This window comes from Pseudomonas tolaasii NCPPB 2192, from assembly GCF_002813445.1.
GTDB lineage: Bacteria > Pseudomonadota > Gammaproteobacteria > Pseudomonadales > Pseudomonadaceae > Aquipseudomonas > Aquipseudomonas tolaasii.
Genome location: NZ_PHHD01000001.1, coordinates 2760350 through 2776009, shown reverse-complemented (window position 1 = coordinate 2776009; position 15660 = coordinate 2760350). Strand labels below are relative to the sequence as shown.

At 61.7% G+C, this 15660-nt stretch carries 10 protein-coding genes; 4 read left to right on the top strand and 6 right to left on the bottom strand.

The genetic code is table 11. The features are described 5' to 3' along the window. Positions 1-45: 45 nt before the first annotated feature. From ATI14_RS12795 to ATI14_RS12770, 6 genes are all read right to left on the bottom strand, one after another. Positions 46-552 (bottom strand): GNAT family N-acetyltransferase, encoded by a 507-nt coding sequence (locus ATI14_RS12795; protein ID WP_016970722.1) that lies wholly within the window; start codon positions 550-552, stop codon positions 46-48. Beyond that, positions 549-956: an NUDIX hydrolase gene (locus ATI14_RS12790; RefSeq protein WP_016970721.1), complete on the bottom strand. Its 408-nt coding sequence runs from the start codon at positions 954-956 to the stop codon at positions 549-551. The genes ATI14_RS12795 and ATI14_RS12790 overlap by 4 nt, the downstream gene beginning before the upstream one ends. Positions 957-1122: 166 nt before the next feature. Then, positions 1123-2463, bottom strand: a complete 1341-nt coding sequence (gene nosR / locus ATI14_RS12785) for a response regulator c-di-GMP phosphodiesterase, NosR family (protein WP_016970720.1) — start codon at positions 2461-2463, stop codon at positions 1123-1125. Between the two features lie 168 nt (positions 2464-2631). Further along, positions 2632-2904, bottom strand: coding sequence for a type B 50S ribosomal protein L31 (locus ATI14_RS12780; RefSeq protein WP_016970719.1), 273 nt, complete (start codon positions 2902-2904; stop codon positions 2632-2634). A gap of 101 nt (positions 2905-3005) precedes the next feature. Beyond that, a complete protein-coding gene (locus ATI14_RS12775) occupies positions 3006-4331 on the bottom strand; it encodes an APC family permease (RefSeq protein WP_016970718.1) in 1326 nt (441 codons plus the stop codon). Between the two features lie 128 nt (positions 4332-4459). Beyond that, entirely contained in the window at positions 4460-5281 is an 822-nt protein-coding gene (locus ATI14_RS12770) for a carbon-nitrogen hydrolase family protein (RefSeq protein ID WP_016970717.1), read from the bottom strand. 93 nt (positions 5282-5374) lie between these two features. Between ATI14_RS12770 and ATI14_RS12765 the strand changes: the two genes are divergently transcribed. The 4 genes from ATI14_RS12765 (at position 5375) to ATI14_RS12750 (ending at position 15660) form a co-directional block, all read left to right on the top strand. Further along, entirely contained in the window at positions 5375-6139 is a 765-nt protein-coding gene (locus ATI14_RS12765; RefSeq protein ID WP_016970716.1) for a helix-turn-helix transcriptional regulator, read from the top strand. A gap of 29 nt (positions 6140-6168) precedes the next feature. Next, positions 6169-7788: an FMN-binding glutamate synthase family protein gene (locus tag ATI14_RS12760; protein ID WP_080520173.1), complete on the top strand. Its 1620-nt coding sequence runs from the start codon at positions 6169-6171 to the stop codon at positions 7786-7788. A gap of 171 nt (positions 7789-7959) precedes the next feature. Beyond that, positions 7960-9075, top strand: a complete 1116-nt coding sequence (locus ATI14_RS12755; protein WP_080520172.1) for an OpgC family protein — start codon at positions 7960-7962, stop codon at positions 9073-9075. A gap of 69 nt (positions 9076-9144) precedes the next feature. After that, entirely contained in the window at positions 9145-15660 is a 6516-nt protein-coding gene (locus ATI14_RS12750; RefSeq protein ID WP_016973493.1) for an NEL-type E3 ubiquitin ligase domain-containing protein, read from the top strand.

Below are 15660 nucleotides of genomic sequence, written 5' to 3'. Positions count from 1 at the left end.
TGATGCACCGCTATCGCAGGCAAGCCAGCTCCCACATTTTGATCTTCACTGGTCTTGCAACTTGCGCCACATGTGGAGCTTGTCGAAGTATTCCTCACCCACCCGCACCGCCAGCGGTTCCAGGCCGTACTGGACAAACCCGCAGCGCTGGTACAACGCAACCGCCGCATCGTTGCCGGCGGTGACGGTCAGCTGGATCAGCTTGAGGCGCGGGTGTTTGCGCGCCTCAACGAGCGCCGCCTCGACCAGTCGGCGGCCCAGGCCTTTTTGTTGATGAGCCTGGGTCACGTACATGCCGAACAGGGTCACCTTGTGCCGCGCTTTCTCGCGCGGCTCGAAGGCCAGGCCGACAATGCCCGCCAGTTCTTCACCTTCAAAGCCGCCAAGCAACTGGTCCAGCGGGCCGCTCAAACGTTTTTCCCACCAGCTCAACGGCATCGCGGCCCGCTCGGCCACGCTGGAAGTGAACGCCTGGGGATAAGCGCCGTAGGCCTCCAGCATCAAGGCCCGGTAGGCTTCGGCGTCGCCGGCGCCCAGGGTGCGAATGATCATGCCGTGAGGGATTGGCGATAAAACGGCAGGATCAAGTCGCGCGTCAGCGGAGCCAATGACAGGCCGCCGTCACCGGCGGGGTCGATCCAGCGCACTTCTTCAATTTCAGCGGCAGGCATGACGGCGACATCGATGTGCACCTGGAACAGCTCGGCTTCCACGGTAAAGCCAGGCTCGTTGGCGGCGGGAGCGGAAAAGTGGCCGAGGTAGATGGCATCGCTGGGTTCAATCTGCAGATTCAGCTCTTCGTGCAGCTCACGGGCCAAGGCCTCGGCAGGCTGCTCGCCAGCGTCGATCTTGCCGCCGGGCTGCATGAACGCCTGGGTGCCGCGCTTGCGCACCAGCAGGGTCTGGCCGTCGCTGCCGATCAGCAGGGCCGCGGCGATGCGGATGGTGGATGGCATGGGAGGTTTTCCTTTGAAGCAAAGGGCGCAAGGATCACATGATCAACCAGACCGCCGCAATCGACTGTGGGAGCTGGCTTGCCTGCGATGCGGGCAACTCGGTGCATCAGGTAAACCGTGGGGATGCTATCGCAGGCAAGCCAGCTCCCACATTTTTAATCTGTATTTAGCTTGAGATTACGGCGGTGTCCTTGATAAACACGCTGTACCGCGCGCCTTCCATGGTTTCGAACGCGATCAGCTTGTCCACCAGCGGCAGGTTCAGGACTTTGCCGGCATTGAGCAGCAACATGCCGTTATCGGCGTTCAAGTTGCGCGCCAGCACCATGCCCTCTTCCAGCTCGCGCGTGCCGAGCACTTTCACATTCGGATCGCCCAGGGTCACGTCATTGAGGTAGGTGGCGCACACCCGCACAAAGTCTTCGACCATCTCGGGGTCATACAAGCGCCCGGCGTATTTGCGGATGTACAGCAGCGCTTCGTCGCTGTTCATCTGGCGCTCAAGGATCAGGCCTTTTTGCAGTTCGATAAAATCCACGGCCAGTTTCAACAGGCGCGAGCCTGCCGGAATCGCCTCGCCCTTGAGGTGATCGGGAAAACCGCTGCCGTCCCACCGTTCCTGGTGATGGCGGATCAGGCGCGCAGCGTCTTTCATCGGCTCCAGGGTCATCAACAGCGATTCACTTTGGGTGGCGTAAGCGCGATAACGCTCGCGGTCGGCGCTGTGCAGCAAGTCCGAGGGCGAGGCCATCATGCTGTCGCTCCAGCTCAGCTTGCCGATGTTGTAGAGCGCGGCGGCCATGGTCAGGTCGCGGTTGCTGGCCTCGTCCACACCGTGTGCCACACACCAGGTGCGCACCAACTCGATGATCTGCCGGTTGGTCTGCTTGGCGCGCGGCAGGCGCAGGTTGGCCAGCAGCGAGAACACTTCGGTGCCGGTGGCGTAGCTGTGCTTGAGCTCTTCGTAGGCCAGGTCGAGCATGTCGGCGGTTTGCTGCAATTCGCTGGTGCGCGCGGCCACGCGTTTTTCCAGGGAGGCGTTGAGCTGCTTGAGTTCCTCGTTCTGTTGAAGAATCAGTTGCTCCAGGCGCAGGCGCTCACGCTCGGAATGCTGATGGGCCAGGGATTGGCGCAGGGCCAGCAGCAGTTCTTCGTCGTTCCAGGGTTTGCTGAGGTAGCGGTAGATCTGGCCTTCGTTGATGGCTTTGACGATCAGTGTCAGATCGGTCTCACCGGTCAGCAGGATCCGTACGGTGTGCGGGTAGGCTTGATGGACATGCGCCAGCAACGAGGCGCCGTCGATGTCCGGCAGGCGCGCGGCGCTCATCACCAGGTCGACAGGCCGGCTTGCGAGAATCGTCAAAGCGTCGGCAGCGCAGGTGGCGCTGTGCAGTTCGAACGGTTCAAGACGCAGCAATTGCGTCAGGCTGTGCAAAACGTCCGGGTGGGCGTCGATCAACAGCACCACGGCACGGTCGCTCTCGGTAAACGTAACTGACTCTCCCATGGAACACCTCGGATCGTCGGCGTGCATTCCTTACGGTCTGGGTCTGCCCTCCTGGCGTTTACTGAGGAGTTTAGTCGGTTTTTGCGAAAATGATGGCGTTACGATATCAGCCCCACAAAAAAAGCCGCTCCAGGAATCGGAGCGGCCTTCGAGGTGAAGCGTAAACCCTCACGCGTCGGCTTTTTTCGGGCTGGAGCCAAACGAAGCAAAACGCTTGTTGAACCCGGCAATCCGGCCTTCGGCCTGAGTCTTGCGCTGCTGGCCGGTGTAGATCGGGTGCGAGGCGCTGGACACGTCCAGCGGGATGTAAGGGTAAGTGTTGCCGTCGCTGTGCTTGTGGGTGCGATCGCTGTCGGCGGTGGAGCCAATCAGGAAAAACACGTCGGCGGCGGTGTCATGGAACAGCACGGTGCGGTAGTCGGGATGGATACCAGCTTTCATAAGGCCTCCGGGGCGTCTGGGTGCAGTTGATTTGTTATACAGTAACACAAAATCACGCACCCAAACGAGAACCTATTGCAATAAGAATAGGCCTGCGGCTTCTATGCGGCTTCCTGGAAGTCCATTTCCGGGGGTTGTTTGGAGAAGCCACGGGTCAGGAAACCCAGGTAAACCAGCCCGATGGCCAACCACACCACGCCCAGGTAAATCGCCAGGTGGTCGAGGCTGATCATCAGCCACACGTCCGCCAGCAGGCCGATGGTGGGGAACACCAGGAACAGGATCAGCTCACGTACCCCGCGCTGCTTGGCGCCGATCCAGTAGTGGAAGATCACCGACAGGTTCACTAGGCTGAAGGCCAGGAACGCGCCGAAGTTGATGAACGAGGTTGAAGTGGTCACGTCCAGCTTCAACGCCAGCAATGCCACGACCGCACACAGCAGGATGCTGTTCACCGGCGTGCCAAAACGCGCGTGCAAACTGCCGAAGAACGACTTGGGCAACACACCGTCACGCCCCATCGCAAACAGCAAGCGCGAACCACTGGCCTGGGCCGACAGCCCCGAAGCGAACTGGCCGACGATCAGGCCGATCAGAAAGATCGACACGAACAGGTCTCCGCCGATGTTGCGTGCGATTTCATAGGCGGCCGAGTCCACGTCGGCAAATTCGAACGACGGGTGCGCGATCTGCACGAAATACGACACGCCGACGAAAATCAGCCCGCCGATCAGGGTGATCAGCATGATCGCCCGCGGGATGGTGCGCCGGGGGTCGCGGGTTTCTTCGGTCAGGGTGCTGACCGCGTCAAAGCCCAGGAAGGAATAACAGGCGATGGCCGCGCCGCTCATGATCAACGGCATTTGCATCTGGCCGTTGAAAAACGGGGCGATGGTCCACAGTGGCTTGCTTGCATCACCGCCAATGTAGTGCACGCACAACACCACGAACGCAATCAGTACCAACGCTTGCACCAGCATCAGCAAGGCGTTGACGCCATTAGCGAGTTTCAGGCCGATGATATTGATCAGCGTGGTGATGCCGATAAACGCCAGCACCCAGACCCATTGCGGCACCGAAGGGAATGCCGAATGCAGGTATGCCGCGCCGATCAGCCAGATGGCCATGGGCAGGAACAGATAATCGAGCAATACCGCCCAACCGGCGATAAAGCCCAGCTTGGGGCTGATGGCCTTGCGCACATAGCTGTAGGCCGAACCGGCCACCGGAAAGGCCGAGGCCATGCGCCCGTAGCTCATGGCGGTGAAAAACATTGCCACCAGGGCGGCCAGGTACGCGGCGGGCACCATGCCGGCGGTGGATTGCGCCAGGATGCCGAAGGTGCCGAGCACGATGATTGGCGTCATATAGGCGATGCCGAACAGCACCACCGACCCTAACGACAGGGTGCGTTGCAAACGAGCCATGAGCGATTCTCCGCTGATTTATTAGATTTATGGCAGAACTGAAGTCGGTGAAGCAGAAGCTGTTTTTATGATGAGGTCGGTGTCACCTGTGGCGAGGGAGCTTGCTCCCTCGCCACAAAAGGCCAGCCTTAAGTCCGTGGAATCAAAAGTTCGCGCGTGCCGTCAGCCCGCTCAACCACCTCGCCCGGTAATTTCAAGCGCTGGTCATCCAGGTAGCGGTAGTCCTTGCGCGCCGCGGCCAGTTGGTCCAGGTCCAGCTCAACCGTGAATTGCCCTTCCTCGCGCCCGGCTTCGAACAGCAAGCTGCCGAACGGGTCGACCAGCGCGCTGCCGCCGGCAAACATCAGGTCGCCGTCGCCTTCTTCCACGCGGTTGACCATCAGTGCGAACGCCTGGTTTTCCTGGGCGCGGGCCATGATTGCGGTGCGGTGGGTGGGGCCGTACGGGTCCATGTTGCCGTTGGTCACCAGCAGCAACTGCGCGCCCAATTGCCCGAGGGCGCGGGCGGTTTCCGGAAATTCGATGTCGTAGCAAATCAACAGGCCGACGCGTACGCCCTTCCACAGGCAGGTGGCGTAACGATCACCGGGGTTGACCACCCCGCGCTCCAAAGGCCACAGATGGGTCTTGCGATAACGCAAGGCGATGCCTTCGGGCGTGATCAGCACGGTGGTGTTGTAGAATTGGCCCCCATCGCTCTCGATCATGCCGATGACCACGGCGATATCCTGTGCGCGGGAGGCCTGGATGACCGCCTGCAGCGTGGGGCCGTCCAGCGGCTCGGCCACCTCGGCGACGGTTTCAGCCGACGGGAAGCCCGTCAGGTGCGTCTCCGGGAACACGATCAGTTGCGTATCGGCCGCGCAGGCAGCAATTGCCGCCAGGGCGCGCTCAAGGTTGTAAGCTGTGTCGTTATCACGGCCTGCCAACTGGGCAAATTCGACCTTCATGAGTATTCCTTGTTCTTTATCTGTGCCGCAGTATGCGCAGCCACACCCTGCCAGGGAATTACGCGGCGGGGGTAACCCGATAGGGGTAGATCAATGACCATGTCGCTGGATGACATCGCCTGGCACCGTTCGGTGGGGCAAATGATAGACGCCCTGGACCAGGCCAATTTCTGGACCCAACTGGTGCGTCTGCTTGACCAATACGTGCCGTCCGACAGCTGGGTCGCCCTGCTGTTCAGCAGCGAACACCGGCCGCTGGTATTCGCCGAATGCCCGGGCGCCGACGGCACGCCCGACCAGCTGTTCCAGGATTACCTCAACGGCCTTTACCTGCTTGACCCCTTCTACATCGCCAGCCGCGAACAACCGCGCACCGGGCTGTTTCGCCTGGCCGAAGTCGCCCCGGAGCACTTCGAACTCACCGAGTATTACCAGCGCTACTTCCGCCTGAACGTGGTGGCCGACGAAATCCAGTTCAATTGCCAACTGCCGGATGGGCGTACGTTGTGCCTGTCCCTGGGTTCGAAGCAGCGTTTTGACCCGGCACAGATTGCCCTGCTGTCGCTGATCCAGCCCTGGGTACTGAGTCTGCTGCGCCAGCGCCTGCCTTTTGAACTCCAGCAGGTCAGCGCGCCGGAGCCACCGATGCAAAGTGACGAATGGGGTGCGCAACTCACCGCCCGCGAGCTGGATGTCGGCCGCCTGATGCTCAGCGGTTGCTCCAGCAAGGAAATCGCTCGTAAGCTGGAAATCTCTGTTGAAACCGTGAAAGTCCATAAGAAACACATGTACAGCAAGCTGGGGATCAAATCCCAGTCGGAGCTGTTCTCGATCTTTCTACAGGCGCAAAACGCCTAGCCGATGAGTCCGAACCCAAGGAAAACCGTATGAGCCTGTCGTTACTAAGCCGTTACGCCTTCTTTGCCGTGTGCGTCATTTTCACCCTCGCCAGCCTGCCTTTTATCGAACATGAGTGGTTATGGCCGATTACGGTGGTCACGGGCGTGTTGAGCCTGATCGGCCTGTTCGACCTGCTGCAAAGCCCCCACGCGGTGCGCCGCAACTACCCGATCCTGGGCAATATCCGTTACCTGGTGGAAGCCATCCGCCCGGAAATCCGCCAGTACCTGCTCGAATCCGACAGCGACGCCCTGCCCTTCTCCCGGGCCCAGCGTTCGCTGGTGTATTCACGCGCCAAGAATGAAAGCGCCGACAAACCCTTCGGCACCCTGATCGACGTGTACCAGTCGGGCTTCGAGTTCATCGGCCACTCCATGCGCCCCGCGCCGTTGAGCGACCCCAGCGCCTTTCGCGTGATGGTCGGCGGCCCGCAGTGCAAGCAGCCGTACTCGGCGTCCGTATTCAACATCTCGGCGATGAGCTTCGGCTCGTTGAGCGCCAACGCGATCCGCGCGTTGAACCAGGGCGCCAAGCTCGGCAACTTCGCCCATGACACCGGCGAAGGCAGCATCAGCCCCTATCATCGCGAAAACGGCGGCGACCTGACTTGGGAGCTGGGCAGCGGCTACTTCGGCTGCCGCACCAGCGACGGCCGTTTCGACCCGGAGCGCTTCGCCGCGCAAGCACAAAACCCGCAAGTACGCATGATCGAAATCAAGATGAGCCAGGGCGCCAAACCCGGCCATGGCGGCATCCTGCCCAAGCACAAGGTCACCCAGGAAATCGCCGACACCCGCGGCATCCTGATGGGCGAAGACTGCATCTCGCCATCGCGCCACAGCGCGTTTTTCACGCCGATTGAAATGATGCATTTCATCGCCCAGCTGCGCGAACTGTCCGGCGGCAAACCGGTGGGCTTCAAGTTCTGCCTGGGCCATCCGTGGGAATTCATGGGCATCGCCAAGGCCATGCTGGAAACCGGCATCCTGCCGGACTTCATCGTGGTCGACGGCAAGGAAGGCGGCACCGGCGCAGCCCCTGTAGAGTTCACCGACCACATCGGCGTGCCGCTGCGCGAAGGCCTGCTGTTTGTGCATAACACCCTGGTCGGCTTGAACCTGCGCGACAAGATCAAGCTCGGCGCCAGCGGCAAGATCGTCAGCGCCTTCGACATCGCCAGCGTCCTGGCCATCGGCGCCGACTGGGCCAACTCGGCACGCGGCTTCATGTTTGCCATTGGCTGCATCCAGTCCCAGTCGTGTCACACCAACAAATGCCCGACCGGCGTCGCCACCCAGGACCCGTTGCGCCAGCGCGCCCTGGTGGTTCCGGATAAGGCCCAGCGCGTGTTCAACTTCCACCGCAACACCCTCAAGGCACTGGCGGAAATGCTCGCCGCCGCCGGCCTGGATCACCCGTCGCAGTTGTCGGCCAAGCACCTGGTGCGACGCATGTCGGCGACCGAGATCAAGCTGTTCTCGCAGTTGCATGTGTTCCTCAAGCCCGGTGAATTGCTCACTGGCGAAGTGAACGGCGAGTTCTACTCGCGCATGTGGCAGATGGCGCGGGCCGACAGCTTCGAACCCCACGAAGAAGCCGCCGCCTGACCCCCTGCCCCAGCCTGCCCACCCTGGGCAGGCTGTTGAGACATTCAGTAATACCCAGCCTTTGCAATTACTTACAAATACCGCCAACCTGCGCGCCGCCCGACGTGCGGCGTACGACAACACGCGCATTCGCCTGTCTTTTTTAAACTTTTTGTTCAAGAGCCCGCTGCCATGCTGAACGGACGCGACCCGCGCATCGATTTTTTTCGGGGCCTGGCGTTGATCTTCATTTTCTGGGATCACGTCCCCCACAATCCTCTCGGCCAGATCACCCTGCGCAACGTCGGTTTCAGCGACGCCGCCGAAGTCTTCGTATTCCTCGCCGGCTTCGCGTCGGTCCTGGCCTACGGCAAAGTCCTGCAACGCGAAGGCTACTGGATGGCCTGCCTGAAAATCCTGCGCCGCACCTGGGTGCTGTACGTGGTGCACATCTTTTTGCTGGCGATGCTGATGGGCATCGTGTTCTTCGCCAACAGCCATGTAGAGACCCGAGACCTGGTGCAAGAGATGGGCATGACCCACTTCATCACCCACCCGCAACAGGCGCTGCTCGATGAACTGCTGCTGCGCTTCAAGCCCAACCTGATGGACCCATTGCCGTTGTACATCGTGTTGCTGGCCAGCCTGGCGCTGGTATTGCCGCTGATGCTGCGCACGCCCCTGGTGGTCGTCGCAGTGTCGCTGACGGTGTACCTGCTGGCGCCGTGGATGGGCTGGAACCTGCGGGCCATCGAAGATGGCGTGTGGTACTTCAACCCGATCACCTGGCAGTTGCTGTTTGTCCTGGGTGGGGCTGCGGCGATCCACAGCCAGCGGGCCAAGCCTTTGGAGCATCGACCGCTGGCGCGCCAGCCGCTGTTTATCGCGGCCACGGTGTATGTGCTGATCACCGGTATCCTGACCCTGTCGTGGCGCTGGCCTGAACTCCACGACGCGGTGATGCCTGCGCTGATCAGCGACTTGATCTACCCCATCAGCAAGACGGACCTGTCGCCGGTGCGCCTGTTGCATTTCCTGGCCCTGGCCTACGTCACCGCCAAGCTGTTGCCGGGCGCCGGCTGGACGCAAAACCCGCTCGCCGCGCAGGTATGCCGCATGGGTCGGTTCTCCCTGGAAGTGTTCTGCCTCGGTGTACTGCTCGCCCCCCTGGCCGACATGCTCAATGCCATGGCCGGTGATGCACTGGCTGTGCAACTGCTGACCGCGCTGGCGGGCGTCGCGCTGATGGCCGCCTTGGGCGCCTGGCTGGAGCTGAACAAACGCCTTAGCCAGCCCCGCGCTATATAGGTAGCCCCCGTCGCAGACGGGCGGGTGCTTCCATTTCCTTCCACATCTCGACGTGAAAGGAAACGCCCCATGCCTAGCCAAGAACGCCCCAACGGCCTGCCCGGCCACCTGCAGTCCAGCCAGTCCTGGGGGCTGCAGCAGGCCCTGGAGCTGCTGCGCCAGAACCTGGCGCAGTCGATGAGTAGCCTGACACGCGCCCAACAGCGCGATTACATTCGCCTGCAACGGGAGGCCATCGCGGCGCTCAAGGCTGTCGAAGCGGAAAACGCCACCCTGGTCGAACACTTCAAGGCCCAGGGCCTGGCGCTGCTGCGTGAAAAACTCAACGGCCTTGACCCGCAAACCCTTTTCATCAACACCCGTTACCTGGAGAAAATCGACACCCCGCTGCCCTGGGAACCCCACAAGAGCAGCGTGGAGGGCTCTCCCCCCTCCTCACGCTTTCGTCGCGCCGTGGACGAATGGCAGTATCGCGTCCATGTCTCCGGGCTGTCGTTGTGGGACGCCGCCTGCCTGAATTTCGACTTCGGCACCGGCAACCCGCAACAGTCTGGCCACAGCTACGTTGACGCGTCCTACCTGAGCGGTGTCGACGAAAAACAATTGAGCGTCAGCCAATTCATCGCCATCTGCCGCGAACTGGACTTGGGCGCAAAACTGCACACCGTTTTGGCGAATAGCCTGGGGGCTGGCGGCAAGTTGCAAGGCTTGATCGAGACCTGCGCCCGCGCCCATTTGCGATTCGAAGCGCTGGAGGCCTATAGAAACCGCGCCAGCAGCGGCGTGACCCAGGCCAGGTACACCGCGCTGTTGGCCGCCATCGAAGGCACAGGTACGTCGCTGCCCTTCGACACCCTGAGCATGGACATCGACTACACCCTGCTACCGGCTGTGCCCTTTACCCCATCGGGTACCCGTGTGCCGGTGCCCTTGTTGCTGATCCATGTCGGCAGCCTGGGCGTGATTTCCTACTTCCCGTTTCGCCCCGGTGGCGCCCTGCGTTATGACCTTGACGCAAAAAGCGCCGGCGCGCAGTTTCTCGACGACCTCAAGGCCAGCCATGACGCCGGTGATCTGGGCTGGTTCTCGCGGCAGTTGCCGATCACCGACATCAGTCAGTTCAGGGACCTGCTACGCGAAGAGCCGCGCCCCGAAGGATTGAGTCTGGTGGCAGCCTATCTCTATGACGGCTTTCACAGCCTGTTCCCGAAAAGAACCCTGGAACACATCCGCTTCGTCCATGACCCCAAGCCGGCTCGCCCACACAGCCTGGTCCAGGCGCTCACTTCTCGCCATGTCCAGCACTACCAGGCCAACCTGGGCATGCTCGCCACCCGGCGCTCGGAACGCGACCTGCAAGGGGTGATCGACGGTGCCGCCGCGATCGCCAGTGAAATCATGGAACTGCTGATGACGCCTGTGCCGGGCGGCGTGACCGGACTGAACCGCGTGATGCAGCTGGTGGTATTTGGCAACCTGGCCTACAGCCTGATCATCGGTATCAACGAGGCCGCCAAGGGTCAGGCCAGTGACTTCGCCGCCGCCATGGCCGATGCGGCTGACCTGGCGATCAACGGCCTGTTGATTTCCACCGCCGGGCGCGTGCATCGCCAACGCATGGAAGGCCTGCTGCAACGCCTGGGCGGCCCGCGCAAAGTGTCGCGCAGCGACGGAACCGTCGAACTGTGGAAACCGGACATCAGCCCCTACGCCATCGACAACCAGCGCCTGCTCGACGGCCAGATGCCGAACGCCCAGGGGCTGTACTTGATCGACGGCAAGCCTTACGCGCGGGTGCAACACGGAGCGTTGCAAGTGGTGGCGCAAGTCATTGCCAACCCGAAGGCCCCGGGGTTCGTGATCAAGCACAAAAACGGCGATGGCTTTGCCGCGCCCGTGGTGTTCAAACCCGAGCTGCAAGCCTGGGTGCTGGACCTGCACGGCACCGGTCAACTCACCGATTCTCAATTGATCAGCCAGATGCTGCCCAACGGTGAAGCCTCGGTATCCGCAGCACAGATCCGCCACCTGCTGCGTAGCACCGCTGTTCCCCGTGCCACCCTCGATAGCATCTGGGCGGGTGAGACGCCGCCCGTCAACTTGATTGAAGCGACCCGGCGTGTGCAGGTCGATCGGGTCATCGAACAACTGGCCAGCGGTTTTCATCGCAGCGGCAACCTGCCGGCCTACGCCGACAGTGCCATTTTGAGCCTGTTGACCCAATTGCCCACCTGGCCTGCCGACGCAATCATCCACCTGTACGACCCGCAAGGCCGGCTGCTGGAAAGCCACGCCGCCAACGACCATGCCACACGGGCGATCAACCTCAAGCGCAAGGATGACGGCACCTACATTGCCCTTGACGCGGCGACCACCCACGTCGCAACCCAGGAGTCGCTGTTCGAGCTGATCATCCGCCAGCAGCCCGCCACCTCGACCCTCGGCAAGGAAGGCAGCCCACAGCTCACCGAAGCTCAGCGCATCGCACGCTTGCGCGTGCAGATCAGTGCCCTGGCGAACAAGGAACGCATTGCCTTGTTCCAGGCCCTGACCCGCTATGCCGGCCAGGCCCGGCACCAGGTGCCAGCCGACGACCCGGCACGGATATTTGTGCCGATCAAGGCCAGCACCGAGGACACGGACGCCACCCCGTTGCTGAGCAAACTGCACACTCAGTTCCCGCCGTTGACCCTGGCCAACCTTCGTCAGTTGCTGGAAAAAACACCCCTGGACCCTGCGCAGCAAAGTGCCTACCTCAAGGACGCGACCTTGCCCGCCAACGTGCGCGAACACCTTGAGCAGCACCGCACCGCGTTGCGGATCGACGCCGTGATTGACGGCTTGTACCACCCTCGTCCATTCAGCCGCGACACCGACCAATGGGCCCGGGAATTCACCGCCAGCCTGTTGCAGGAGCGTCTCAAGCGCCACTTCACGGTCACCGAGATCGTCGACGGCCACGCGCAGGATCGCTACCAGAACACCGGCCCTGAGGACACCACCGTCGAACTGTTGCACTACGGCAACGGACACTACGAAGCCTACGACATGCGCAATGCCGGGCCGATCCCTGTGGCGCCGGTCGTCGACAGTTTTTACCTGGCCATTGCCTCGGTGCTGCAACCCCATGAACGCACCGCTCTGGGCATGAGCTCGGTCAGCGACGCCCAGGGCCTGCGCACTACCCTGGGTGATCTGATGAGCGAGCGCCGCAGCCCTGCCGGCCTGGTGAGCCTGCTCGATCATTCGCTAGGGCAGTACCAACAGAGCCTGGTATTGCCTCTCGACTTGAAGCCCAACCCCGAGGGTCTGTACGACTGGCAAGGCCAACAGTTGATGCCGTTGTACGGTGCGCTCTACCCGGTGACCTACGACCAGGCAGTGCTCAGGTGGCGACTCAAGCACCCGCAGAAAGTCGGGGTCGATACGCCACTGCTGGAACACAACCACCACGGTGCCTGGCGGCTGGAAAACGAAAACCCGATGGCCTGGGATGACCATCACCTGTTCTCACGCCTGGGGGCGGTTGACTTCAACCTGGACCAGGCCACCGCCACGCGCATCCTTAAACTCACCGACACGCCACCTAGTGCCCTGCGGGAGGTCCACTGCGCTGGCCTGCCACCGCCGCCACTGCTGAAAGACAGCAGCAAACGCTTCGGCATCGAGCACCAGATCCTGCATTTCATCCAGGCCATGACCACCTACTCGGCCACGCGTATGGCACGCCCCTCCCTGCAATTGCTGCTGGTGTGCGGCCTGCCGCAGTGGCCGGCCAGCCATGTACTGGAGCTGTACGATGACGCCGGCCGTACCACCGCGCACTACCCTGCGGCCAATGCCGGCGCCCCTGACAAGATCCGGATGTCCCAGGCCCGTAGCCGCAGCCTGGAACCCTTGGCTCCTCTGGTGCGCAACGATGCACTGACCCGCGCATTGATCGGCGAGTTGCCCGCGAGCCAGGACGAGCGCCTGTTCAAACTGGCGAAGAAGATCGCCGGACATGCCTATCGCGAACGGGCCCAGCTCTTCGATACGCTCTACGCCCAAAGCGAACGGGGTGGCAATGCGCTGCACAATCGCCTGCGCCACCATTACCCGCAACTGCCCGGCAGTGCGCTCCAGGCCCTGCTGGAACACGCCACCCCCAAGGAACTCAAGCAGCTCAGCATCAAGGACCAGGTACCCCTGCGCCTGCAACAGCAAGCCAAGCTGACCGCCAACGATGTGCGCCTCAACCGCGCGTTCGAAGGTTTGTACCTGAGCACCCTGGCCAACCCCGACAGCGAAAGGATTATCCTGCATACACTCAAGCTGGTGCCCGGCTGGCCGATCAGTGTGCGTCTGGATATTCATCAAGGCAGTGCCAGCGGGCCGTTGCTGGAAAGCGCCGGGCACCTGGCAGGCAGCGAGCGTAAGGTCCTGGCGCGGGTCGATGGTCGCTATCAGGCCTATGCCGCCGACCACACACTGATCAGCGACAAGGGCGATACCTCCACGGACTTGCTCACCGCCATTTGGCGCGTTTTGAGCGACAACCAGCGCAAGGCCCTGGGGCTGGATGACAGTGGCGACACGACCGCCCTGCGCAACCCCATAGCCGAGCTGGCGCTCAACCAGCGTGTCGCCATCAAGGACCTGCTCAGGCTGCCCCATATTCCTTACTGGTTGCAACCGCCGATGCGCGTCCACAGCACTTTTACGGCCTACCCGTTCAGCCTGCGCAACTGGTGGCCATTCGGTGGGTCACGAGCAGAGGACCTGGTGAGAAAGGTGTGTGAACTTTACCCAAGCATGAATCGGGCTGCCGCCAATGAACTGATCGCTTCCCTGGGAATGAACCGGCGGGAGGCGCTGTTGGAACTGGAGCGGCGCAAGGCCGAATACCAGGCCTTGAGGTTCGGCCTGGAACGCTGGGCGACCACCGAATACCCCAACGATGCCGATGACCCCATCGGGTTGAACCTGGGTCGGCGCCGTTACGCGGCACAAGAGATACTGCGCGCCTGGCGACGAGAGACGCAGGAGGTCCTCGGCGACAGGATATTCACCCCCCATGCCCTCGATCTGCACCTGGACCGCAGCAATACGCTGCCGGCCCCGGATTTCATCCTGGGTACGCGAGGTTTCGAACACATCGAGTACCTGACAATTTCCGGCGACAACTTTCCCGCCACGGGTAACGCGTTTCTCGCCAAATTCTCCGGACTCAAATCACTGCGGCTCGACTGCGGGCTCACCGATTTGCCCACCAGCATCACCGACATGACGCAGTTGGAACACCTGGACCTGAGCGAAAATAACATCGTCCTCACCCGAGAGTCACGCCAGCGCCTGGCCAACCTGACAAACCTGGAGGCACTGAGCCTGCGAGGCAACCCGCTGGGCCTGACGCCGGATGTATCGGCCATGCACCACTTGCTTAACCTCGACCTGCAAGACACAGGTATCAGCCAATGGCCCATCGGCGCCGAACACCTCACTCAACTGCACAGCATGCTGCTGCAAGGGAACCGGATTACCACGTTTCCCCAGTCAGTGCTCAACAACCCCGCCATGGTCAGGGCTAATCGCGGCACAATTCTGCATGACACCCCGTTGGATGAGGTTTCCCTGCAAAGGTTGATGCAGGACCGCCAGCGCACCAACAACGTCCTGGGCGGCGCACTACCCGGCATCCTGCATGTGGAGCGCTCCACGGATGACATCTCCCCATGGCTGGAAAGCGTGCCGACTGCCGACCATGGACAACGCAGGGTCGTGTGGGAACAACTCCAGCACCATGAAGGCGCAAGGCCGGACGATGTGTTCCGGGTGTTGCGCGACCTGACCCAGAGCCACGACTATAGAAATGAACCGCGGCGCCCAGCCTTGGTCAGCCGAGTGTGGCGCGTGCTGAATGGCATGGCTGGGTCCCACGAACTGCGCCAGAACATTTTCCTCAATACCTACCAGGCCGGCACCTGTGGTGACGGGGCCATTCTGGCGTTGAGCAATATGGAGCTCCTGCACCGGCAACAGCAGGCCATAGAACTTCCCAACTCCAACCAGGCCAATCGGGAATTACTGGCGTTGGCCGAGGGGCTGTTCTACCTGCGCAAGCTGGATGAGTTGGCCGATGATCATCTGGTCTCACTGCGCAATGAGCGTGGAGCAGAAGGACAGGAGCCGGATGACGTCGAAGTCAAACTGTACCTGCGACTGCACTTCAGGGAGCGCTACAATTTGCCGTTGCAGCATGAACAAAGGCTCTACGCGCCAGGCGACGATCTGAACGATCAGGCTTTGGGTCGAATCGCCAACGCCATGGCGGCCCTGAAATCGACCAATGCCGTCGAAAACTCACTGCTGATGGAAGAGTTCTGGATCAAGTACCTGGCACGCAGCATCCCGGAACCCTTCGCCACCATCGAAGATGTGGCGCGCTACAAGCTTGAAGCGCTGAAACAGGAAATACCCGACACCCGCTCCATGGATTACCAGGAGCGGCGCCAGTCCATCAACGAGGAAAAGGACAGCGAGCTCAACCGCTTGATCAGCCAACTGACCCGTGCGGCCAAGAGCGGCGCGCAACGGGCCCATTAA

Bases quoted from the DNA above. Each gene is read 5' to 3' on its own strand.
- ATI14_RS12760 (WP_080520173.1), top strand. From the start codon at position 6,169: ATGAGCCTGTCGTTACTAAGCCGTTACGCCTTCTTTGCCGTGTGCGTC.
- ATI14_RS12775 (WP_016970718.1), bottom strand. From the start codon at position 4,331: ATGGCTCGTTTGCAACGCACCCTGTCGTTAGGGTCGGTGGTGCTGTTC.
- ATI14_RS12750 (WP_016973493.1), top strand. From the start codon at position 9,145: ATGCCTAGCCAAGAACGCCCCAACGGCCTGCCCGGCCACCTGCAGTCC.
- ATI14_RS12795 (WP_016970722.1), bottom strand. From the start codon at position 552: ATGATCATTCGCACCCTGGGCGCCGGCGACGCCGAAGCCTACCGGGCC.
- ATI14_RS12770 (WP_016970717.1), bottom strand. From the start codon at position 5,281: ATGAAGGTCGAATTTGCCCAGTTGGCAGGCCGTGATAACGACACAGCT.
- ATI14_RS12765 (WP_016970716.1), top strand. From the start codon at position 5,375: ATGACCATGTCGCTGGATGACATCGCCTGGCACCGTTCGGTGGGGCAA.
- nosR (WP_016970720.1), bottom strand. From the start codon at position 2,463: ATGGGAGAGTCAGTTACGTTTACCGAGAGCGACCGTGCCGTGGTGCTG.
- ATI14_RS12755 (WP_080520172.1), top strand. From the start codon at position 7,960: ATGCTGAACGGACGCGACCCGCGCATCGATTTTTTTCGGGGCCTGGCG.
- ATI14_RS12790 (WP_016970721.1), bottom strand. From the start codon at position 956: ATGCCATCCACCATCCGCATCGCCGCGGCCCTGCTGATCGGCAGCGAC.
- ATI14_RS12780 (WP_016970719.1), bottom strand. From the start codon at position 2,904: ATGAAAGCTGGTATCCATCCCGACTACCGCACCGTGCTGTTCCATGAC.